Genomic DNA, 21,783 nt, shown 5'->3' on the forward strand with positions numbered 1-21,783 from the left:
AATTTACTTATTCCGCTCGATCGTAAACCGGATTAATTGCTCGAGCGAAGTACGGGAAGGAGAAGGCTCGAAGGTGTGCAGGATTTCCAGGGCTTCGTTGGCAAATTGGTTCATGCGGGTGATGGCGTAATCTAAGCCGCCAGAGCTTTTCACAAAATCAATTACTTTGGTTACCACCTGGCTTTTGCCGTTGTTGTTTTTAACGTTGTAAATCATTTGCCGTTTCGTAAGCCAGCTAGCTTGCTGTAAAGCGTAAATCAGCGGCAAAGTCATTTTTTTCTCTTTAATGTCAATGCCAACGGGTTTGCCAATTTCGGCGGTGCCATAATCAAACAAGTCGTCTTTAATCTGAAAAGCGATGCCTACTTTTTCGCCAAAAAGCCGGGCTTTCTCGATGCTCGCTTGGTCGGCCCCGGAAGAAGCGGCCCCTACGGCGCAGCAAGAAGCAATAAGTGAAGCGGTTTTTTGCCGGATAATATCAAAATAAATTTCTTCGGTAATGTCCAGGCGGCGGGCCTTTTCGATTTGCAGCAGTTCGCCTTCGCTCATTTCGCGTACCGCATTCGATACAATCTTCAGCAAATCAAAATCGTTGTGTTGCAGCGAGAGCAATAACCCTTTAGATAACAGGTAGTCGCCCACCAGAACGGCAATTTTGTTTTTCCAGAGCGCATTTACCGAAAAAAAGCCGCGTCGGTAATTGGCATCGTCTACCACATCGTCGTGCACCAGGGTGGCCGTATGCAGCAATTCAATAAGAGCAGCGCCGCGGTAAGTAGCATCCGAAATGCCGTTGGAAAACAAATTAGCCGAAAAGAAAACGAACATGGGCCGCATTTGCTTGCCTTTCCGTTTTACAATGTAGCTCATGATTTTATCGAGCAACAACACTTTAGAACGCATCGACTGGCGAAATTTAGTTTCAAACTCGCGCATTTCCTGGGCGATGGGGGCTTGTATCTCGTCTAAAGTTATCTTCATTTCGCGGGCAGCACAATATTACAATGACGGCGGAATGAATCCAAGTAATCGGATGGCAAAATATTAACACACCCGGTACTTGCCCCGGGGTAAGCCGTTTTCTAAAAGGCTTTTGTAATTTTTTAAATTTTTAAATTTTACTTTTAGCCGGGCACCCAGTTGCTTCTCAAAATCACATATTTGCTAAGCAACTTTTACGTGCTTAAGTGAACAGCGCAAACTAATTAAACTTTATCGGGCACATTAGATTCGCTTAATTTTTAAAATTTGCTACGTTTTACAAAGCTTTTAGTATAACCTACAACCGCTGTTGGTAGCATGCCTGGCAAGAAATAACTAATTTGCTGATTAAGTTACTGCCCTGTTAACAATAACAGAAAACTTAAAAAATTGGAGAATCTTACTTTAAATACATTTCACCGATACATTTTATGCAGAAAATAGGTTTTGAATTAACCCCGAAACACGGCCGGGCTTTTGGCGCAGATGCCCGCTTTATAAAAAATCAGCAAGCGAAACCCGTTGTTATTTTTGTGCATGGCTTTAAAGGTTTTAAAGATTGGGGGCATTTTAATTTACTGGCCGATTATTTTGCCAATCAAGGTTTTGTATTTATAAAATTAAACTTATCGCACAACGGCACTACGCTTAACGGCGAAGATTTAACGGACATGGAAGCCTTTGGCCGGAATAACTTTTCGATTGAGCTGGACGATTTAGGTATTTTAATAGATTACTTATTTCATTCGCCGGCTGCGTTGCCGCAAGATGAAATGGACTTGAATAAACTGTACCTGATTGGGCATAGCCGGGGCGGCGGGCTGGTAATTTTAAAAACGGCCGAAGAACCGCGCATTAAGGCGGTAGCGGGTTGGGCACCCGTGAGTGATATGACCATGCGCTGGCCCGAGCAGCTCATAACCGACTGGCAAAAAAACGGGGTACACTACATTTATAATTCCCGCATTAACCAGCAAATGCCGCTTTATTACCAATTAGTTGAAGATTTCCGGGCGAACCAGGCCCGCCTGGATATACCCAGCGTGGTAGCCCGTTTACAGCAACCCTTGTTAATTTTGCACGCCGAAGATGACGAAACTTTGCCGGTAAGCATGGCCTACGAATTAAAAGCCAATCAACCCAAAGCCGAGGTCGTTATTTTACCGGAAGGTGGCCATACTTTCGGGGGCAAACATCCTTACCCGGAGCTAACTTTACCCGCCAGCACGCAATTTGTGGCCGATCAAACCATTGCTTTTTTCCGGAAACACTAAGCTAGCTCCTTGCACCGATTGGTGCTTTACTCGAGATTTAAAGTACTAAAATAGAATGCCCGGGTGCTCGTTATAGAAAGGTTAATCTGGCAGAATTTTTAAATTTTGGTCTGTATTCACCTTTATAAAAAATAAAAATTTTTAAAATTTATGCAATCTGTGGTTTGTTGGCCGTGGAGTTTGAATGTAAAATATGTTTACCGCTTATTTATTATTAGGAAGTAACCTGGGCAACCGCGAAGATTATCTTTTTCAGGCCCGGAATTTAATTGGTGATCGGTTAGGCGAAATCAAGCAACAATCGGGTATTTACGAAACTGCCGCCTGGGGCGTAGAAAATCAGCAAGCCTTTCTGAACCAAGTGCTGGCCATAGAAACCCCGTTAGCCCCCGAAGAATTGTTGCGGGAAATAAATTTTCTGGAAGCCGAATTAGGCCGGGTGCGCCGGGTACGCTGGGGTGCCCGGGTAATTGATATTGATATTTTATTTTACGGCAATGTAGTTTTGCAAACGCAACGCCTCACCATTCCGCACCCGGAGTTGCAGAACCGGCGTTTTACTTTGGTACCCCTCACCGAAATAGCCCCGGATTTTATTCACCCGGTGCTTGGCTTAAGCAGCCAACAACTGCTGGCGCAATGCCCGGACACCTTAGAAGTTAAAAAATTTAAATAAGTGATAGCGGATTAGTTATAAGTGGTTATTGGTTATAAGTTATAGGTTATAAGCTTTTTGTTTTTCCGGGCAGGCACTTACGAGGCACCTTTTAAAACTTAAAACCTATAACCTATAACCACCTATCGCTTAAAGCGCCGAGGCTACTTCCGCCTCTTTGTTTATTTTTTTTACTAATCCTTGTAAAACTTTACCTGGCCCGCACTCAACGAACAAAGTAGCGCCATCGGTAATCATGTTCTGTACCGTTTGGGTCCAGCGTACCGGTGCGGTTAATTGCTTTATTAAGTTTTGCTTAATCTGCTCCGGATCGGTGTAAGGTTTGGCGTCTACGTTTTGGTAAACCGGGCAAATGCCTTCGTTAAACTGCGTATTTTTAATGGCTTCGGCCAATTCGGCTTCGGCGGGTTGCATTAAAGGCGAGTGGAAAGCGCCTCCCACTGGCAAAGGTAAAGCGCGTTTAGCGCCCGCTACTTTTAATTTTTCGCAAGCTATAGCTACCCCCAGGTTACTACCCGAAATTACTAACTGCCCTGGGCAATTGTAATTAGCGGCCACTACTATTTCCTCAATTTGGGCGCACACTTCTTCCACGGTTCTATCGTCGAGGCCCAGAATAGCCGCCATGGCCGATGGGTTAGCCTCACACGCTTTTTGCATGGCCTGTGCGCGTTTGGCCACCAGAAGCAAAGCATCTTCAAAAGCCAGTACTTTATTGGCCACCAACGCCGAAAACTCACCTAATGAATGCCCCGCCACCATTTCGGGTTTAAAATCCGGAGCTACGGTAGCCATCGCAACCGAGTGCAAGAAAATAGCGGGTTGCGTTACGTTGGTTTGCTTTAGTTCATCGTCGGAGCCCGAGAACATGATTTGGGTAATGTTAAATCCTAATAGCTCATTTGCTTTATCAAATAAAGCCTTTGCGGCCGGATATTGCTCGTATAAATCGCGCCCCATGCCCGAGAACTGCGAACCCTGACCCGGAAATATATATGCTTTCATTTAGTAGTTTTTAGAGTTAGAAAGTTGAAAAGTTTGAAAGTTGTAAGGTTGAAAAGTTTAAAGGTTGTAAAAAGTAAAAATTTTAAAAATAATTGAGTAAACACTGGATAAGCCAAAATTGCTTCCTTATTTAACAGGGCAAAATAACGGATAATCTGGTAAACAGAAAAGGCCGGCAAAATTGCCAGCCTTTCCATTTCTTATTCAAATAGCAAAAAACAACTTTCTAACCTTTCAACTATCTAACAATCTCCACCCAGCCTTTGTACGTTTTGCGGGTGTTTTTCGGATCCAGGGTAAAGAATTCTACTTCGGCCTGGTAGTAGTATACGCCATCCGGCACCCGGCTACCGCCGTTATCTACTCCCCGCCAGTTAATCATAGGATCTGAAGTGCTTTCGTAGAGTTTGCCTCCCCACCGGTTAAACACGGTAAACTTAGTTGATTTGATAAAGCTTGGCCGTTTATCGTCGGGTCTAAACACATCGTTTTTGTTATCGCCGTTCGGGGTAAAAATGTTGGGCAAGCTAAAGTAGAAGCAGTTGTCTTTGCACCCTTCGTTGCTTACTTCGCTCTCGTTGCCTGCCGCATCGGTGGCCGTTACCACGTAACAACCCGCAAACGAGGTTAAATTGCCGTGGGTGTAAGTGGTTACGTTGGCAGGCGTAGTGGCAATAGAATCGTACTCACTTTCGGGCGAAGCTTTGTAGTAAATGGTATAGTAAGCAATATCAGAGCCACACGGCGGCGTTACATTCGGTACCCAGGTTAATACATTTTGGATGGGAGTTTGCGCCGTGAGCTGTTCGCAAATAAGCTCATTAATGCTTAATACCGGCGGACAAGGCGCCGTTACATCTTCGAAACTGGTACAAGAAATCTGGCTGTTGTTGAGCAGCAAATACGGAATTCGTGGGTTGGAGTAGCGGCCCTTAGTAGTTACGTAATAACAATATTCCTGATTTTCTACCAGGGGCTGGTTATTATATGTACCCCGGTCTACGTAAGTGCCCCCGTTAATGGTAGCATCTACGCTGTCGATTAAAATAAAGGCATTGCCAATTTGCCGGTAGATCAGGTGCTTGCGCGCGGTATTGTTCCAGGGTACCCGGTAGGTCCAGTTCAAAGTAATGGCCTTATTTTCCGAAGCAGTGGTTAAGCGTACGCTTGATCCCGGCGAAGCCGTATCTACCAAAGCAGCCGTACCGCCCGGCGAATGGAATAACTCGATTTTATAGGTATATGCTTTTTCTTCGGTATTTAGATTAGTATCAGTAAAGGTGGTATCGTTTAAGTTACCGGATTGGTAAATTTGAGCAAAGGCGGCTACCGGACCAACCTGACCCTCTACCCGCGATAAACGATACTGCAAAGGCGGGGTTAAACCGGTTACTCCATCACGCGGACGAGTCCATTTTACCAAATTTTTACCGGTAGTAGTAGAGGTTTCGGTAACACTCACGTTGGTAAGCATGGGCACATTATCCGGCAGAATAACGCAGGCAGGTACGGCCGCTAAGCTTTCGCCATTGCCCGGTGCCAGCCAAGCCGCATAGATGGTATAGCAATAAGTCTGACCCCGTTTTAAACCCCCGGCTATGCCGTTATCGTAAAAGGTAACTTGGTCTTTGTTTACTTCCCCAATCCGCACAAACCCCGTTGAAGCCGGTACGCCCGTTTCACATATTTGCGGCACAAAGTCCGACTCGCCTTCTTTGCGGTAGATGTATAATTTTTCGGCTCCCTGGCACTGGTAGCTGTCCCAGTTTAATCGAATACCTCCCCCTTCAATAGCGGCTGTAAAGCCGGTCGGTGATGGCCCGATTACCCGGATGTTCCAGGGTTTAATGTCCGCCAGGGGAACAGCCGCGTTATCTACCGCCCGGAAAACTACTTGGTACGGCTTTTCTCGCACATCTTCGCACTGGGTTTGCCAGTTAAACTGTCCATTATTATTATTTAACTGTCTGAAAGTAGCCGGAGGTAAAATACCGCTGTAGGCTTGTATAGTAATAATATTACCCGGGTCTGGGTCGGTTACGGTAACCGCTTCCTGAATGGCAGTTCCGGCAATAACGCAAAGCTCCTTCTCCGACAAACGGGGTGGCTGATTATCGGTGGGTAAAACCCGGATTTGCATATCGCGGAGCACCTCCCCTATTTTGCGCCCATCGCGCCATTCTTCCACAAAAAAAGCTACGTTGTAATCGCCTAAGCGCCCCGGTGTGTTCCAGGTAATTTGCCCAGTTACCGCATTGATGCTGAACGTTGGGGGACCACCCGGCGGGTTGGGTAAAGCCGTACCGCCAAAGTTATTCGGCCATTGAAACCCAAATACATCTTGTATTATCGGATTATCCCGGTCGTCGGTTAAGTTTTGCTGCGAAGGATATAGCCGGAAAGCCAAACTATCCCCATCGGCATCAAAAGCACCGGGGTTGTGCACGTAAAGTTGGCCGGAGGTAGCTACATCGATGGGAGGTACCAGTAATTGTGGTGTATGATTAATAGGCTCGAAAACGTCGATGGTAATAAAGGTAGTTAACACAAAATCCTGCTGATCGGATTGGGTCATGTTCACTACGTTTTTACTGCGGTTTACTTCGTAGTAAACCAACCGGAAGGTGCCCGGTCCCGAATAGGTATGTTCAAAGTAATACACGTTCCGCCAAGTATCCGGGGTAATCTTCCGATGGTCGGCCCGTTCCACTTCCTGGGAGGTACCATCACCGAAACTTAATATGGCCGTGGGGTTATCGGCTGCCGAATTTACGTCGGCGTATTGCACCATTTTAAAAAAATACCGGAGCGGGTTGCGGTTAGCTACCGGCAAGGTAGTATCGCTTTGCGCGGTAATTTCGCCGGCCCGGATGTGGGTGGCTTGCACCTGAGTAGAAAAGCCTAAAAACAAAACCAGCACCCAAAAGCAGAAAACTGGTAGTATTGTTTTATGAAAGGGTAAGTTTATTCGCATAGAAAAGCTTTATAGCAATAGAACGTAGCTAAGAATAAAATTGATATTATTTCGCGGAAAAATTTACTCCACTAAACGTATTAATTTATGATTACGCAATAAAATAAAAATACATGAATCTAGCTGACCTGGTTAATTCTTATATCCTGTATAGCGCAGTAATATTTTAAAATTATGCTTTAAAAGGTACCTACCTGTTTTTTACTAACTTTTAAAATTGTTATTTAATTGTTAATTGAGAAAGTATTGCTGTTAAAAACTCCCGGATTATTTAAAATTAAAAAATATTAGGCTAGTAACTCCTCACAGAGAACCAGGACTTTGTTTTAGAACGTAAGTTTAATTACATATTATACCACCTTAATAAAAGCCACAGGCATAAGCGATGTATTAGTTTACCCGGACAAAAATATTTACCCGGTTAAACTTATCATATGCAGGCAACAAAACAATAAACTAATAGTTATTAGAACTAGATATTAAAGATTAAAAAAAGGTAAAGGAAAGAAACTGAAACCAACGGATATTAGCCCTTTAATTTAGATTTATTCAAAATAGGTTTTTGTTTTTGTTTTATATATTACCCGCCATTACCTTTGAAAACATAATAAAACAATTTTTAACCTATCACTTAAACTTTACCCACATAAATGAGTTGGTTCACGAAAACATTCTCCAGTACCATTGGCAGAAAAGTGATTATGTCCATTACCGGGCTTTTTCTCTGCTCTTTCTTGGTGGTACACTTAATCGGCAACTTACAATTATTTAAAAACGACGGCGGTGAGGCGTTTAACATTTACTCCGAGTTTATGGGCCACAATCCGGTTATTCGTACCCTGGAAATTGTGCTCTTGCTCGGCTTTGTGTTTCACATCTACGATGCGTTTGTACTCACCCGGCGTAATCAAAACGCCCGTTCGGTAAAGTACGCCGTTAACCGCCTGGAACAGAATAGCAACTGGTCGTCGCGCAACATGGGTTTATTAGGCACGGTAATCCTAGTTTTTCTGTTGGTGCACTTGTATAACTTTTTCTGGCGCGCCCGCTTCGGCGAAATCCCCGCTGACCCGCAAGGCAACGAAGATTTATACAGCGTGGTAGTAGAGTCGTTTCAGATTTGGTGGTACGTGTTATTGTACGTAGTTGCACAGGCAGCCTTGTGCTTCCACTTAATACACGGCTTTGCGAGTGCTTTCCAGACTTTAGGCTTAAACCACCGGAAATATACGCCGGCCATTAAAGCCGTGAGTTACGGCTTTTCTATTGTGGTTTGCCTGGGATTTGCCATCATGCCGTTGTACTTTTTCTTTCAAGGTTAATTTAATTCATTTGCTTATATGATATTAGATGCTAAAATCCCGCAAGGCCCCTTAGCCGAGAAGTGGGAAAAACATAAATTTAACGTGAAGCTGGTAAACCCGGCTAACAAACGGAAATACGATATAATTGTAGTGGGTACGGGTTTGGCCGGTGCTTCGGCGGCGGCAACGTTGGCCGAGTTGGGCTATAACGTAAAAGCTTTTTGCTACCAGGATAGCGCCCGCCGCGCGCACAGTATTGCGGCGCAAGGCGGTATTAACGCCGCCAAAAATTACCAGAACGACGGCGACAGCGTGTACCGCTTGTTTTACGATACCATTAAAGGTGGCGACTACCGCGCCCGCGAAGCCAACGTATACCGGCTGGCCCAGGTATCGGTTAACATTATTGACCAGTGCGTGGCGCAAGGCGTACCTTTTGCCCGCGAGTACGGTGGTTTATTAGCCAACCGTTCGTTCGGGGGTGCGCAGGTTTCGCGTACGTTCTACGCACGGGGCCAAACCGGACAGCAGTTGTTGTTAGGTGCTTATAGCGCGCTTAACCGGCAAATTGCTTACGGTAAAGTTAAAATGTACCCGCGCACCGAAATGCTGGATTTAGTAATGGTGGATGGTAAAGCCCGCGGCATTATTACCCGCCATTTAATTACCGGTAAAATAGAACGGCATAGTGCCCACGCGGTTATTTTGGCCACAGGTGGTTACGGGAACGTGTTTTATTTGTCTACCAATGCCATGGGTTCTAACACCACAGCTATCTGGCGGGCCCATAAAAAAGGCGCTTATTTTGCCAACCCTTGCTTTACCCAAATCCACCCTACCTGTATTCCGGTTTCCGGCGATTACCAGTCAAAATTAACCTTAATGTCGGAGTCGTTGCGGAACGACGGCCGGGTATGGGTACCTAAAGCAGTGGGCGACAAGCGGGCACCACAGGACATTCCGGAAGAAGAACGCGATTACTTCCTGGAACGCAAATACCCGTCTTTTGGTAACCTGGTGCCGCGCGACGTGGCTTCCCGGAATGCCAAACAAGCCTGCGACGAAGGTCGTGGTGTTGGTTCTACGGGCTTAGCCGTTTACCTCGATTTTGCCGATGCTATTCAGCGCGACGGTTTAGATAAGGTAAGCCAGAAATATGGTAACCTGTTTGATATGTACGCCAAAATCACCGGCGAAAATCCATACGAATCGCCAATGCGTATTTACCCAGCGGTACACTACACCATGGGTGGCTTGTGGGTAGACTATAACTTAATGACGACTATTCCGGGCTTATACGCCACTGGTGAGTGTAACTTCTCCGACCATGGCGCTAACCGCTTAGGAGCTTCGGCGCTTATGCAAGGTTTAGCCGATGGATACTTTGTAATTCCGTATACAATTGGTGATTATCTGGCGCAGATGAAAACCGAAAAAGTACCTACTACGCATGCCGCTTTCGACGAAGCCGAACAACAAGTAATAAGCCGGGTAAACCGTTTCTTATCAACCAAGGGTACTAAGACTGTAGATCATTACCACAAAGAATTAGGATTACTCATGTGGGATTACTGCGGAATGGCCCGGAATGCCGAAGGACTTCGGTTTGCCAAGCAAAAGATTAGTGAACTAAGGGCTGATTTCTGGCAGAATGTGCGGGTATTAGGTTCGAACGAAGAACTGAATATGACGCTGGAAAAAGCAGGGCGCGTAGCCGACTTCCTGGAGTTAGGCGAATTAATGGTAGACGATGCGTTGCACCGGAACGAATCCTGCGGTGGTCACTTCCGGGAAGAATACCAAACGCCGGAAAACGAAGCCCTACGCGATGACGAAAACTTTGCCTACGTAGCAGCCTGGGAATATGCCGGTGATAACCAACCGGAAAACCTGCACAAAGAGGCTTTAAATTTCGAAAACGTGAAGCTAACGCAGCGGAGCTATAAATAACATTTTAAATAAATTAAAAATTAGAAAATTAAAAATTAGAAATGATTTGTCCGAATATATTTTGTTTTTGCTGGCATTCTATTTCTAACCTAATTTCTAATTCATAATTTTTAATTCATAATTGAAAAAAAAATGGCTGGTAACAATCCCAACGCAAAGCCCATGAACCTGACTCTTCGGGTTTGGCGCCAACAAAACGCGAATACCCCAGGTCAACTGGTTACATATAATGCCAATAACATTTCTCCCGATATGTCTTTCCTGGAAATGATCGACGTGGTAAACGAAGATTTAACCCTGAAAGGCGAAGACCCGATTGCATTTGACCACGATTGCCGCGAAGGTATTTGCGGCATGTGCAGTATGTACATCAATGGCCGGGCGCATGGCCCCGAAAAAGGTACTACTACCTGCCAGTTGCACATGCGTAAATTTCACGATGGCGAAACCATTACTATTGAGCCTTGGCGCGCCAATGCCTTCCCGGTGCATAAAGATTTGAGCGTAGACCGTTCCGCTTTAGACCGGATACAGCAAGCGGGCGGTTACATCTCGGTGAACACCGGCGGGGTACCCGATGCCAACGAAATTCCGATTCCGAAGGATATTGCCGATAAAGCTTTTGATGCCGCTACTTGTATTCAGTGCGGGGCTTGCGTGGCCGCTTGTAAAAACGCGTCGGCGATGTTATTTGTGAGCGCGAAAGTATCGCAGTTAGCTTTATTACCGCAAGGCAAAGTAGAACGTAAAACCCGCGTAGAAAATATGCTGGCCCAGCACGATGCCGAAGGTTTTGGCGCCTGCTCGAACATTGGTTCCTGCGCCGCCGAGTGCCCGGTAGGTATTTCCCTGGAAAATATTGCCATGCTTAACCGGGAATACCTGGGAGCGAAACTGACCTCCGAAAACGTAGGTTAAGATTTGCATAAATTTTAAAAAAGCGAGCCGAAAGGTTCGCTTTTTTTATGGCTTGTTATCAACCGGCGTTTTTGCCATTAACGAAAGAATCTGTTATAAAACAAAAATGTACTTTTGATGGTAGCAGATACAAAAGATTCTGTTTTTTAAATTTTTGGTTCATGATTACGATTATATCCGGCACCAATCGACCTCGTTCCAACGCCCGCGTTATTTCTGATATTTATGCCCGCTTGCTGGATAAGCGCCAGGTGCCCAACCAAATTCTGGATTTAATGGATTTGCCAGCCGATTTTATTTTTACAGCCTTGTATCACAATGCCGGTAAAAACGACCAGTACAATGAGCTCAATAAATTAATAGAAGGTACCGATAAGTTTGTGTTTATTGTACCGGAGTACAACGCTTCTTTCCCGGGCGTACTCAAAGCGTTTATTGATGGCTTGAGCTACCCAGGTAGTTTCAAAAATAAAAAAGCCGCTTTAGTCGGGATCTCCACCGGCTCCCAAGGCGGTGCTTTAGCGCTAAGTCACCTGACGGATATTTTGCATTACATGGGCATGCACGTACTAGCCGCTAAACCCCGGTTAAACTACATTTCCAAAAGCTTGGCCAACGGCGAACTAACCAATTCTTTATACGAAAGCTTACTATTGGAGCAGATTGATTCGTTTATCAATTTTTAAATAATTAAGAGCCATTTGGTAAGAAACCATTTGACTGCGTAGCTAAATAGGTTCCTCCTGAATGACAAAATTTTTAAAATTTAATATTTTATACCTCTATTTGCTATGAAACAAACAGCTTTAGCCAGGTGCAAAAATTGACGCTAAACTGTTCTGTCGTTCAGCGAGTTTTTAGCGTCTTGCGTTTTTTTGGTTCTTTTTGTGTCAAGACAAAAAGAACACAACCTGAGCAATGAAACAACTTCACTCTGAAATAACAGCTATAAAGTGGCTATGCGAACGAGAATTTTTCTGATTTAACTAATTTGGTTAAGAAGTCACGGAAGTAAATCCGCGCTAAAGCGAAGTTATAAAACAAGAAGGCCGGAACACTGCTCCGGCCTTCTTGTTTAAGCAAAAATTTAAAAAATTAATCTTTCTCTATCAACTCTACGCTGCGTTTCACGAAGGCCGTTAAAGCCGGACCGGTTAACATGTTTTGTGATAATAAAGCCAGGTCAAAGGCTTGTTTCGCAATCTTTTCTTTGCTGTCGTCCTGGGCGCTTAAAATACGGTTGTTGATGGGGTGGTTCGCGTTTACACTTACGTTATACGTATCTGGCATATTGCCCATAAACATCATTCCTCCGCCACCAGTTTTACTCATATCTTTCATGCGGCGCATAAACTCCGGTAAAGTAATAACTACCGGTTGGTCTTGCGGCGAAAGCGGCTCAATGGAAACGTGCATGTTAGTATTGTTGATGGCTTTCTCGTAAATCTCCTTTAACTGGGTTTTCTCGTCTTCGCTCAACACCGATTCTTTGGTTTCATCTTTCTCGATGAGTTTATCAATAGTATCGGAATCAACACGTTTTAAAGTTACTTTTTCCAACTTTTGCTCCAGCATGCCAATAAAGTGGCTGTCGATCATGGAATCCAGCTTTAACACATCGTAGCTGCGGTCTTTCGCCGATTCTACAAAGGCATGTTGTTTTTCTTCGTCGGAAGTATACAAGATTACCAGGTTATCGCTTTTATCTTTTTGGTTAGCCTGGATATATTCTTTGTACTCGTCGATAGTAAAATACTTGCTGTTGGTATTTTGTAACAAGGCAAAGTCTTTGGCTTTTTCGTAGAACTTATCGTCGCTGAGCATGCCGTATTTCACGAAGATGTTGATGTCGTTCCATTTTTCCTGGAAGTTTTCGCGGTCTTTTTTGAAAATATCAGCTAGTTTATCGGCTACCTTTTTGGTAATGTAGGTATTGATTTTCTTCACGTTCGAATCAGCTTGTAAGAAGCTACGGGAAACGTTCAACGGAATGTCCGGCGAGTCGATTACACCATGCAACAACATTAAGAACTCGGGTACAACGTCTTTTACTTCGTCGGTAATAAATACCTGCCGGCTGTATAGTTGAATTTTATTTTTCTGGAACTCGAACTCATTTTTCAGTTTCGGGAAGTACAAGATACCCGTTAAGTTAAACGGATAATCTACATTTAAATGAATCCAGAACAATGGGTCTTCGGAGAACGGATACAGTTCTTTGTAGAAGGTCTTGTAATCTTCGTCGGTTAAATCCGAAGGCGATTTAGTCCAGATTGGCGTCGGATTGTTGATAATCTCGCCTTTAAACTCCACCGGAATCGGCAAAAATTTGCAATATTTATTCAGGATAGTCTGGATGCGCGCTTCTTCTAAAAATTCATCCGAATCAGCCGCAACATTTAAAATTACGTCGGTTCCACGTTCGGCGCGCTCCGTTTCAGTAATGGTAAATTCCGTAGAGCCATCGCATACCCAATGCGCGGCGGTGGTGCCGTCCTGGTACGATTGCGTGATAATTTCTACGGTATCGGCCACCATAAAGGAAGAGTAAAATCCTAACCCAAAATGACCGATAATTTGGTTGGCATCGGGTTTGTCTTTGTATTTTTCAACGAACTCGGTAGCTCCCGAAAAAGCAATCTGATTAATGTATTTTTTAATTTCTTCAGCCGTCATCCCAATGCCGTTGTCGCTTACGGTAATGGTGCGGGCTTCTTTATCTACGGCTACTTTTACTTTTAAATCGCCGAGTTCGCCTTTGTACTCGCCAATGGCCGATAAGCGTTTTAGCTTTTGCGACGCATCTACAGCGTTAGAAACCAGCTCGCGCAAAAAGATTTCATGGTCGGAGTACAGGAATTTTTTAATAATGGGAAAAATATTTTCGGTATGAATCGAAATATTACCTTTTTCTGCCATAATGATTTTGATAGTTTATATTGAGTCTGTTTTGCCTGTTGCTGTTCTGCTACAGGCAGACTTCAAAAGTTATTCCAGCCGGTAAAATTGGGTTAAAACGTGACAGCTTGACAGCATCCCGGAGCCCCTGATTTGCTGAAAATTTAAAAAATTCACATGGGCACCTACCCTTTTTGTGGATAAATCCTGTGGAAAAAATGTAGAGAAGTAATCCCTTTAAAAATTTACAATGTGCCCGGAAATGGGGTACTTTGTCCCGAGGCGATATTAGGAGTATCTTATATTCGTCTTAATCTTAATCCACCGGCCTACCCTAGCCGCTCGTGTAAATTGTTTTTAAAATTAGTAAACCTGCACAATTAGTACTTTTCGCTGAATACCATGAGGAATACGCTTTTACTGCTTCTGTTCTGTTTGTTTAATCTGGCAGCCCAGGCCCAAACGGTAGTGGTGCCGAATAATGTTTATTTTGCGGATCAACGCTTAATTATTAACGAAGATGCCCGCAAAGCCATTCAGAAACAAGTAGATGCGCTATTAAAATACCCTTTGTATTTTCAGGCAAAAGTAGACCGGGCCGATACCTACTTCCCGATTATATCGCGCATTTTTGCCGAAGAAGGTTTACCCGACGATTTTAAATATTTAGCCTTACAGGAAAGCGGTTTAGTATCCGATGCGGTATCTACTTCGAATGCCGTAGGCTTCTGGCAATTTAAAAAAGAAGCCGCCGCCGACCATGGTTTATTAATTACCCCCGATGTAGACGAACGCAAACACATTGTAAACTCCAGCCGCGGGGCGGCCAAATACTTTGTAAAAAGCAATACACTTTACTATAAAAACTGGTACAACACCTTGCTTTCGTACTATTTAGGTTTTACCGGCGCCAAGGCTTACGCCAAACCAGAACACGTAGATAGCAAAGAGATGGAGGTAAACAGCAAAACCAACTGGTACATCTTAACCTTCCTGGCACACAAAATTGCCTTCGAAAACTTTATCGGGAAAAACCCGGCTCCAACGGTAGTGCTGCAGGAAGTCCCGGTGAGTGTGGGGCAAAGTTTAAGCGATGTGGCGCTAGCTACTCAAACCGATTACGCCGAAATTCAAAAATACAATAAATGGCTGAATGGCAGCGTAGTGCCGGGCAATAAACCTTACGTAGTATTGGTACCGGTAACCAACCCGAACCAACAACAAGCCGTGTTGGCAGCTAATAAAGCGCAGGCTCCGGTGGCTGTTCCGGGCAAAACTAATGTTCCTTCAGCTGGACCGGCGGTGGTTACTACCAGTAACGGTTTAAAAGCCATTATTGCGCGCACCGGCGATTCGGTGGATAAGCTGGCAAAAGCTGGTAAAATTAACGCGAAACGTTTCCGGCAATATAACGATATGACAAACCACGAAGGGGTAAGAGCAGGCGCTACATATTACTTAGAACGGAAACACAGCAAAGCCAATACGGCTTATTACGCTACTGCGTCGGGCGAACAAATCTGGGATGTAGCGCAAAAATTTGGCGTAAAAGTAAAATCTTTGTTATGGTATAACCGCCTGCGGAAAAATGAAAACCTCCTGGCCGGCCGGGTAATATGGCTGCAACAACGTCGCCCAGGCAACGTGCCGGTAGAGTATCAGGAAAATCAACCAGAAACTCCACAGCCGGAAGCACCGGAAAAACCACTGATTATCGCGAACAATGCCCCGGTCGTTGCCTCGCCCAACAAGCCCGCAACCAGCTCGGCTCCAGTTGCTAAAAAAACCGTAGAAGATAAATTAGCAAATATATTTGGCGTTAAACCAAACCCAGAACCCAAGGCGCCCATTAAAACCCAACCCATTGAAGTAGACGAAAACTTAGCGGATGTAAACGAAGAAACTGCAGTTCCGGAAGCTATAGCTACAGCCCCGGTAATCCCGAATGCCCCTTCTAAACCTGAAGTAGAAACCGACCCTACCATGACCACCGCTGATTCGGTAAATGACCCTTTGTTGGTAGCGGAAACTTCGTCGGATAATGATTTGGAGGTAGAAATATCTACCGATACTACTTTAGCCAGTACAAACAACCAGGCGCCGGCTTTAACAGAATCTTCCGCGGCAGCCGCAAAAACCGAAAGTTTATACCCCGCAAAAAAGAATGCCGCTTCTTCGCCGGTGGCCGATGCTACTATTTTTAAAACTGAACCAGCTACCGCAAACAAGTCCCGTAATTTACCTGATTCGGCGAAAGCCCCCGCTCCCGGCCGTAACGAGCATCCTATTTCGGTAATAATTACCGAACACGTGGTATCTAAAGGCGAAACTTTTTATAGCATTTCCCGGCTTTACGACATTCCGGTAGATCAACTGCAAGCCTGGAACAACTTAACAAACCTGAGCTTAGCTATTGGCCAAACCTTACGGCTTACGCCACCCGCTGGAACAAGCACCCCAAAAACTGTAGCTACCGCGCCGGCTCCGGTAATTACCGCCGCCGCCATGCCCCCGGTTACCGAGCGCTCCATGATAACAAATGCCGTGACCACGCACCACATTGTATCATCCGGCGAATCCATGTACCAGATTTCGCGCAAGTACGGCGTGACGATCAAAGAAATAATGGAATGGAATAAAAAAGCCGACTTCAGCGTATCGCCCGGCGAAAAACTAACTATCAAACCCAAATCCAGTAGCCGGAACTAGGTTGTAGGCTGCAGGTTGCAGGTTGAAAAGTTGGAAGGTTGGAAGGTTGGAAGGTTTTAAAATTATGCCGTTCCTACTACTGAGTGTTCAGGCTTGTAATGCCTAATGGCGGTCCTCCGATAGGTAGTAGTTTCCAGTTTTTGGCTTTTAATTTAAGCTTATCCGTATGCCCTGCCAGAGGCTTATCATATAATTAGAAACAAGCTAGGACGCTGACGCTAGCGTGAATAAGTATAGAACAGCATGTCAGAATTTTAAATTTTTAAAAATTTAAAATTCTGACATGCTACTATGGAACAAACAACTTAAGTCAGGTGCACTCATTGACTTTAAACTGTTTTGATGTTCAGCGAATTTTAACGTCTGGCTATAGCATTCCAGAATAGATATTCCAGAATAACCGCATTACCTTCACTGTTTTTAGGGAAGGTGCCGTAGGCGGAAGGGTATTTGTATCAGAAAAAGAGCAAAACCTGAGCAAAGAAACAACTCCACCCAACGATCAAAGCATCAGCCACAACTATACGAACAAAAGCCTTTAATGAATATGAAGGCGCTGCATGAAGCGAAATTTTACTTCCGGAGCTGCTACTTTTTGCGTAATTTTAATGTTAAGAACCGGAGATAACATGAATGGGGCAGCCTTTTTTTCATTGATTCTCCTTTTCTAATTCCTAATTTTTAATTTTTAATTTTCTTTAGCGTGCCCGAATTTTCGCATTTACACTGCCATACGCAATATTCTTTACTCGATGGGGCAGCCAGCATTGGCGGTCTCATGAAAAAAGCCCAGGCTGATGGCATGAAAGCCGTTGCCATGACCGACCACGGTAACATGTTTGGAGCTTTTAACTTTGTGGCCGAAGCCAATAAGTACAATGTAAAACCGATTGTGGGTTGCGAATTTTACCTGGTACAAGACCGCCATCAGAAAGTTTTTACCAAAGAACAACGCGACAACCGGTATCACCAGTTACTACTGGCCAAAGATCAGGACGGCTACAAAAACCTATCGAAGCTTTGCTCCATGAGCTACATCGAAGGGTTATACAGCAAATGGCCGCGCATTGATAAAGAAATTCTGCAGAAATACTCCAAAGGCTTAATTGCCACTAGTTGCTGCATCGGGGCCGAAGTGCCCCAAGCCATTTTATGGAAATCCGAGGAAGAAGCGGAAGAAATACTGCGCTGGTGGCTCGATGTTTTCGGCGAAGATTACTACATCGAAATTCAACGCCACGGTTTGCAAAATATTGATAATACCGGTAAGAGCCAGGAAGATGTAAACCAGGTGTTGCTGAAGTGGGCCAAGAAATACAACGTAAAAGTAATCTGCACCAACGACTCCCACTACATTGAGCAAAACGACTGGAACGCGCACGACATTTTATTGTGCGTAAATACCGGCGAAGACGAAAGCATACCCGTCGGTGATTTTCAAACGAAGTATTTCCGGTTATTAACCAGCAAAGGTGATGTGGCTTACGATCACTTGGATAACTTGCGCCGCAACCTGGGCAACGACGAAGTAGCCCGCCGCATGTTGTACCGCATCGAAGAAGAAATGCAGAAGCCCCGGCCTCAAAGCCGTTTTGGTTTTCCCAACGACGAATTCTACTTCAAAACGCAGGCCCAGATGAACCAACTGTTCCGCGATGTGCCGGAATCAGTAGATAATACCAACGAAATCGTGGACAAAATTACGCCGCCCAAATTGCAGCGGGATATTTTGTTGCCCAACTTCCCAATTCCGGCGGAACATGCTGGCCCCGATGCCTATTTGCGCCATTTAACCTTTGAAGGTGCAAAAAAACGATATAAAGAAATTACCCCTGAAGTTGAAGAACGCCTGAACTACGAGCTGCAGATTATCGAGACCATGGGGTTTGCCGGGTACTTTTTAATTGTGCAGGATTTTATTAATCAAGGCCGCTCCATGGGCGTGGCCGTGGGTCCAGGCCGGGGCTCAGCGGCGGGTTCGGCGGTAGCGTACTGCGTAGGTATTACCAACATCGACCCGATTAAGTACTCCTTGCTGTTCGAGCGTTTTTTAAATCCGGAACGGGTTTCCATGCCCGATATTGATATTGACTTCGACGACGAAAACCGCCAGCGCGTAATCGACTACGTAGTTGACAAATACGGCAAAACCCAGGTAGCCCAGATTATTACTTTTGGTACTATGGCGGCCAAATCGAGTATTAAAGACGTAGCCCGCGCCACCGAGTTACCTTTATCCGAAGCCAACGAACTCGCCAAAATGGTTCCGGATACCCCCGGAACTACCCTGGCTAAAGCTTTCATTGAATCGCCGGAACTTGCCAACATCCGGGCGGGCAGCGACCACCGGGGCAAAGTAATGCAACTCGCCGAAAAACTGGAAGGCTCGGTACGGAATACCGGTATTCACGCGGCCGGGGTTATTATTGCGCCCGATGATATTACCAATTACATACCAGTATCTACTTCCAAAGATTCGGACCTGCTCGTAACGCAGTTCGACGGTAAGGTAATTGAAAGTGCCGGGATGCTCAAAATGGACTTTCTGGGTTTAAAAACCTTGACCATTATCCGCGATGCTTTAACCTTAATTAAGCAAAATCACGGCGTGGACATCAACATTGATGAAATTCCGCTGGACGACGAAAAAACTTTTGCCCTATACCAACGCGGCGATACCATTGGTACTTTCCAGTTTGAATCCGAAGGCATGCGGATGTATTTGAAAGATCTGCAGCCAACGAACATTGAGGATTTAATTGCCATGAACGCCTTGTACCGGCCGGGCCCAATGCAGTTCATCCCGAACTTTATTAACCGGAAACATGGCCGCGAACCGGTAGAATACCCACACGATTTGCTCGAACCTATCCTGAATTACTCCTACGGGATTATGGTGTACCAGGAGCAGATTATGCAAACGGCCCAGATCTTAGCGGGTTACTCCTTAGGTGGTGCCGACTTGCTGCGCCGGGCCATGGGTAAAAAAGACATGGCCAAAATGGCCAAAGAGCGCGAGAAATTTATTAAAGGCGCTAAAGAGCTGCATAAAATACCCGAGAAAAAAGCGTCGGAAGTATTCGACGTAATGGAGAAATTTGCGCAGTACGGCTTTAACCGGTCGCACTCGGCGGCTTACTCTGTGGTGGCTTACCAAACCGGTTATTTAAAAGCCCACTACCCCGCCGAGTACATGGCAGCGGTGCTCACGCACAACATGAACGATATTAAAAAAGTAACTTTCTTTATCGAAGAAGCACGTCGGCAACAAGTACCGGTATTGGGTCCGGATATCAACGAATCCATCTACAAATTTAACGTAAACAAAGAAGGCGCGATCCGTTTTGGTTTGGGTGCGGTAAAAGGTACCGGCGAAGCGGCGGTAGAAGCTATTCTGGAAGAACGCGAGAAAAAAGGACCTTACACCGATATTTTCGACTTTGCAAAGCGGGCTAACTTACGGGCCGTAAACAAAAAAACGTTCGAAAGTTTAGCCCAGGCCGGTGCTTTTGATTCGTTTGAGCGGTACCACCGGGCGCAGTACATTGAAATACCCGACGGCGAAAACCAGAATTTACTCGAAAAAGCCATTCGTTTTGGTAACCAGTACCAGGCCGAGCAAAGCTCCGCGCAGCAATCGTTGTTTGGCGGGGGCAGTGCGGTGCAGATTCCCTTGCCCAAAGTGCCGGACGTAGCTCCCTGGACCCAAACCGAAATGCTGCGGCGCGAGAAAGAAGTAGTTGGTTTCTATATTTCCGGTCACCCGCTCGACCAGTTTAAACTGGAAATTGATTCGTATTGCACCTGCCCCCTCGACCGCATTGCCGAGTACAAAAACCGCGACATTTCCGTAGCGGGTATTGTGAGTAACATTGTTATCCGGACGGGTAAAAACGGCAACCCGTTTGCCTTATTCACTCTGGAAGATTACGACTCGACGTTAGGTTTGGCCTTGTTCGGGGAAGATTACGTGAAGTTCTCGCCATATTTAAAAGATGGCATGTTCTTGTTTGTAAAAGGCAAAGTAACCTTACGTTATAAATCCGAAGACCAATGGGAATTAAAACCGACCAACATGCAATTGCTCGGCGATGTAGCCGATAAACTGGCGCAAGGGGTGCGCCTGGATATTGATATCCGCACCTTAAATGCCCTGCAAATCGACAACATTGAACTAGCTGCGCAGGAATCGCCGGGCCAGAAAAAACTAGAACTCATGCTCTGCGAACCCAACGAACGCTTGGTAGTAGAAATGTTCTCCCGCAAATACCGTATCGATCCGAAAACGTTTATTCAGAAGGTGAAAGAAAAGGAACTCGGGCAGTATAAATTGATCTGATAATAAGATTTATCAAGCCAGATAACAACACCTGATCCAGTACAATTAATATAGCGTTTATCTACTAAATATAGGTAGGTAAACGCTATATTGCATTTTAAGGATATCAAAATCTTCATTACAAACAAGAATGAAAAACATCATTTTAATTCTAATTCTGTTGGTTCTATTTATATCATCTTGTGCGCAAAAAGTAACCAAAGAAAAATCAACCGGATCAACAGAGAAGATCGAGCCACCAACCCGGACGGAAATACTTCAAACCATATCTAATCAGTATAAAACCAATATAGCTTTTGATACAGTCAGATATAATTTCACCTACCAATATCAAGAATTACTAAAACAAAATAATAGAGTAGTAATAGACCGATTCCGGATTATTGATATTCAAAAAACAGACACCCATTTTGTTCTATTACTAGAGAGGTGGGGATATTATAGAAATTTGTTTCTTAATTTAAGTTGTACTGAAAATCAATTAAACCATATTAAATCTAACTATTCTGATTACAGATTAGCAAATTCAAGAATTGTTAGTGTGTATTTGATTGTAGATATAGATAAAGTTAAAAAAATTAATTTTAGCAATGATCTATATGGTAATAATAACAGAGAAGATGAATCAACTACTTTTCTGAAACTAAATACATCGGATACGTTCAGTTTTGAAGGTAAAGTTGAAGATATCTATCCGGATTTGAAAAAATAGCTACTACTCTATTTCTCCCCCTTCTAGCGGAAAGTAAACAATC

Annotated in this window: 13 protein-coding genes; 9 read left to right on the forward strand and 4 right to left on the reverse strand. The window is 44.6% G+C overall.

All coding sequences use genetic code 11. The features are described 5' to 3' along the window. Positions 1 to 3: 3 nt before the first annotated feature. Positions 4 to 981 (reverse strand): polyprenyl synthetase family protein, encoded by a 978-nt coding sequence (locus tag HUW51_RS01320; RefSeq protein ID WP_185272206.1) that lies wholly within the window; start codon positions 979 to 981, stop codon positions 4 to 6. A gap of 431 nt (positions 982 to 1,412) precedes the next feature. Between HUW51_RS01320 and HUW51_RS01325 the strand changes: the two genes are divergently transcribed. Together HUW51_RS01325 and folK are read left to right on the forward strand one after the other, a co-directional pair. Further along, complete coding sequence (locus tag HUW51_RS01325) at positions 1,413 to 2,255, forward strand: alpha/beta hydrolase family protein (protein ID WP_185272207.1); 843 nt, start codon at positions 1,413 to 1,415, stop codon at positions 2,253 to 2,255. 193 nt (positions 2,256 to 2,448) lie between these two features. After that, positions 2,449 to 2,931 carry a 2-amino-4-hydroxy-6-hydroxymethyldihydropteridine diphosphokinase gene (gene folK / locus HUW51_RS01330; protein WP_185272208.1) on the forward strand — a complete coding sequence of 161 codons (483 nt, stop codon included), beginning with the start codon at positions 2,449 to 2,451 and terminating at the stop codon, positions 2,929 to 2,931. Between the two features lie 129 nt (positions 2,932 to 3,060). Here folK and fabD read toward each other — a convergent pair whose 3' ends face one another. Together fabD and HUW51_RS01340 are read right to left on the reverse strand one after the other, a co-directional pair. Beyond that, positions 3,061 to 3,936 (reverse strand): ACP S-malonyltransferase, encoded by an 876-nt coding sequence (gene fabD / locus HUW51_RS01335; RefSeq protein WP_185272209.1) that lies wholly within the window; start codon positions 3,934 to 3,936, stop codon positions 3,061 to 3,063. Positions 3,937 to 4,174: 238 nt separating this feature from the next. After that, complete coding sequence (locus tag HUW51_RS01340) at positions 4,175 to 6,910, reverse strand: T9SS type B sorting domain-containing protein (protein WP_185272210.1); 2,736 nt, start codon at positions 6,908 to 6,910, stop codon at positions 4,175 to 4,177. A gap of 650 nt (positions 6,911 to 7,560) precedes the next feature. Between HUW51_RS01340 and HUW51_RS01345 the strand changes: the two genes are divergently transcribed. The 4 genes from HUW51_RS01345 (at position 7,561) to HUW51_RS01360 (ending at position 11,768) form a co-directional block, all read left to right on the forward strand. Beyond that, positions 7,561 to 8,232 carry a succinate dehydrogenase cytochrome b subunit gene (locus HUW51_RS01345; protein ID WP_185272211.1) on the forward strand — a complete coding sequence of 224 codons (672 nt, stop codon included), beginning with the start codon at positions 7,561 to 7,563 and terminating at the stop codon, positions 8,230 to 8,232. An 18-nt stretch (positions 8,233 to 8,250) separates the two neighbouring features. Further along, positions 8,251 to 10,164 carry a fumarate reductase/succinate dehydrogenase flavoprotein subunit gene (locus HUW51_RS01350; protein ID WP_185272212.1) on the forward strand — a complete coding sequence of 638 codons (1,914 nt, stop codon included), beginning with the start codon at positions 8,251 to 8,253 and terminating at the stop codon, positions 10,162 to 10,164. Between the two features lie 162 nt (positions 10,165 to 10,326). After that, on the forward strand, positions 10,327 to 11,082 hold the full coding sequence (locus HUW51_RS01355) for a succinate dehydrogenase/fumarate reductase iron-sulfur subunit (RefSeq protein WP_185274399.1): 756 nt from the start codon (positions 10,327 to 10,329) through the stop codon (positions 11,080 to 11,082). A gap of 161 nt (positions 11,083 to 11,243) precedes the next feature. Then, complete coding sequence (locus HUW51_RS01360; RefSeq protein ID WP_185272213.1) at positions 11,244 to 11,768, forward strand: NADPH-dependent FMN reductase; 525 nt, start codon at positions 11,244 to 11,246, stop codon at positions 11,766 to 11,768. 409 nt (positions 11,769 to 12,177) lie between these two features. Here the strand turns inward: HUW51_RS01360 and htpG are convergent, their stop codons facing one another. Beyond that, positions 12,178 to 14,001, reverse strand: a complete 1,824-nt coding sequence (htpG, locus tag HUW51_RS01365) for a molecular chaperone HtpG (protein ID WP_185272214.1) — start codon at positions 13,999 to 14,001, stop codon at positions 12,178 to 12,180. 381 nt (positions 14,002 to 14,382) lie between these two features. Between htpG and HUW51_RS01370 the strand changes: the two genes are divergently transcribed. From HUW51_RS01370 to HUW51_RS01380, 3 genes are all read left to right on the forward strand, one after another. Beyond that, positions 14,383 to 16,689, forward strand: a complete 2,307-nt coding sequence (locus HUW51_RS01370) for a lytic transglycosylase domain-containing protein (protein WP_185272215.1) — start codon at positions 14,383 to 14,385, stop codon at positions 16,687 to 16,689. A 703-nt stretch (positions 16,690 to 17,392) separates the two neighbouring features. After that, positions 17,393 to 21,028, forward strand: a complete 3,636-nt coding sequence (gene dnaE, locus HUW51_RS01375; protein WP_185272216.1) for a DNA polymerase III subunit alpha — start codon at positions 17,393 to 17,395, stop codon at positions 21,026 to 21,028. A 130-nt stretch (positions 21,029 to 21,158) separates the two neighbouring features. Next, the gene (locus HUW51_RS01380) at positions 21,159 to 21,740 is read left to right on the forward strand and encodes a hypothetical protein (RefSeq protein ID WP_185272217.1); all 582 of its coding nucleotides are present in this window, start codon (positions 21,159 to 21,161) and stop codon (positions 21,738 to 21,740) included. Positions 21,741 to 21,783 lie beyond the last annotated feature (43 nt).

Source organism: Adhaeribacter swui, from assembly GCF_014217805.1.
Classification (GTDB): Bacteria; Bacteroidota; Bacteroidia; order Cytophagales; family Hymenobacteraceae; genus Adhaeribacter; species Adhaeribacter swui.

What these genes read in the sequence shown, in the direction of transcription:
- HUW51_RS01340 (WP_185272210.1), bottom strand. Translation starts at nt 6,910, where the DNA reads ATGCGAATAAACTTACCCTTTCATAAAACAATACTACCAGTTTTCTGC.
- HUW51_RS01345 (WP_185272211.1), top strand. Translation starts at nt 7,561, where the DNA reads ATGAGTTGGTTCACGAAAACATTCTCCAGTACCATTGGCAGAAAAGTG.
- fabD (WP_185272209.1), bottom strand. Translation starts at nt 3,936, where the DNA reads ATGAAAGCATATATATTTCCGGGTCAGGGTTCGCAGTTCTCGGGCATG.
- HUW51_RS01370 (WP_185272215.1), top strand. Translation starts at nt 14,383, where the DNA reads ATGAGGAATACGCTTTTACTGCTTCTGTTCTGTTTGTTTAATCTGGCA.
- HUW51_RS01350 (WP_185272212.1), top strand. Translation starts at nt 8,251, where the DNA reads ATGATATTAGATGCTAAAATCCCGCAAGGCCCCTTAGCCGAGAAGTGG.
- HUW51_RS01320 (WP_185272206.1), bottom strand. Translation starts at nt 981, where the DNA reads ATGAAGATAACTTTAGACGAGATACAAGCCCCCATCGCCCAGGAAATG.
- HUW51_RS01380 (WP_185272217.1), top strand. Translation starts at nt 21,159, where the DNA reads ATGAAAAACATCATTTTAATTCTAATTCTGTTGGTTCTATTTATATCA.
- folK (WP_185272208.1), top strand. Translation starts at nt 2,449, where the DNA reads ATGTTTACCGCTTATTTATTATTAGGAAGTAACCTGGGCAACCGCGAA.
- htpG (WP_185272214.1), bottom strand. Translation starts at nt 14,001, where the DNA reads ATGGCAGAAAAAGGTAATATTTCGATTCATACCGAAAATATTTTTCCC.
- HUW51_RS01360 (WP_185272213.1), top strand. Translation starts at nt 11,244, where the DNA reads ATGATTACGATTATATCCGGCACCAATCGACCTCGTTCCAACGCCCGC.
- HUW51_RS01355 (WP_185274399.1), top strand. Translation starts at nt 10,327, where the DNA reads ATGAACCTGACTCTTCGGGTTTGGCGCCAACAAAACGCGAATACCCCA.
- HUW51_RS01325 (WP_185272207.1), top strand. Translation starts at nt 1,413, where the DNA reads ATGCAGAAAATAGGTTTTGAATTAACCCCGAAACACGGCCGGGCTTTT.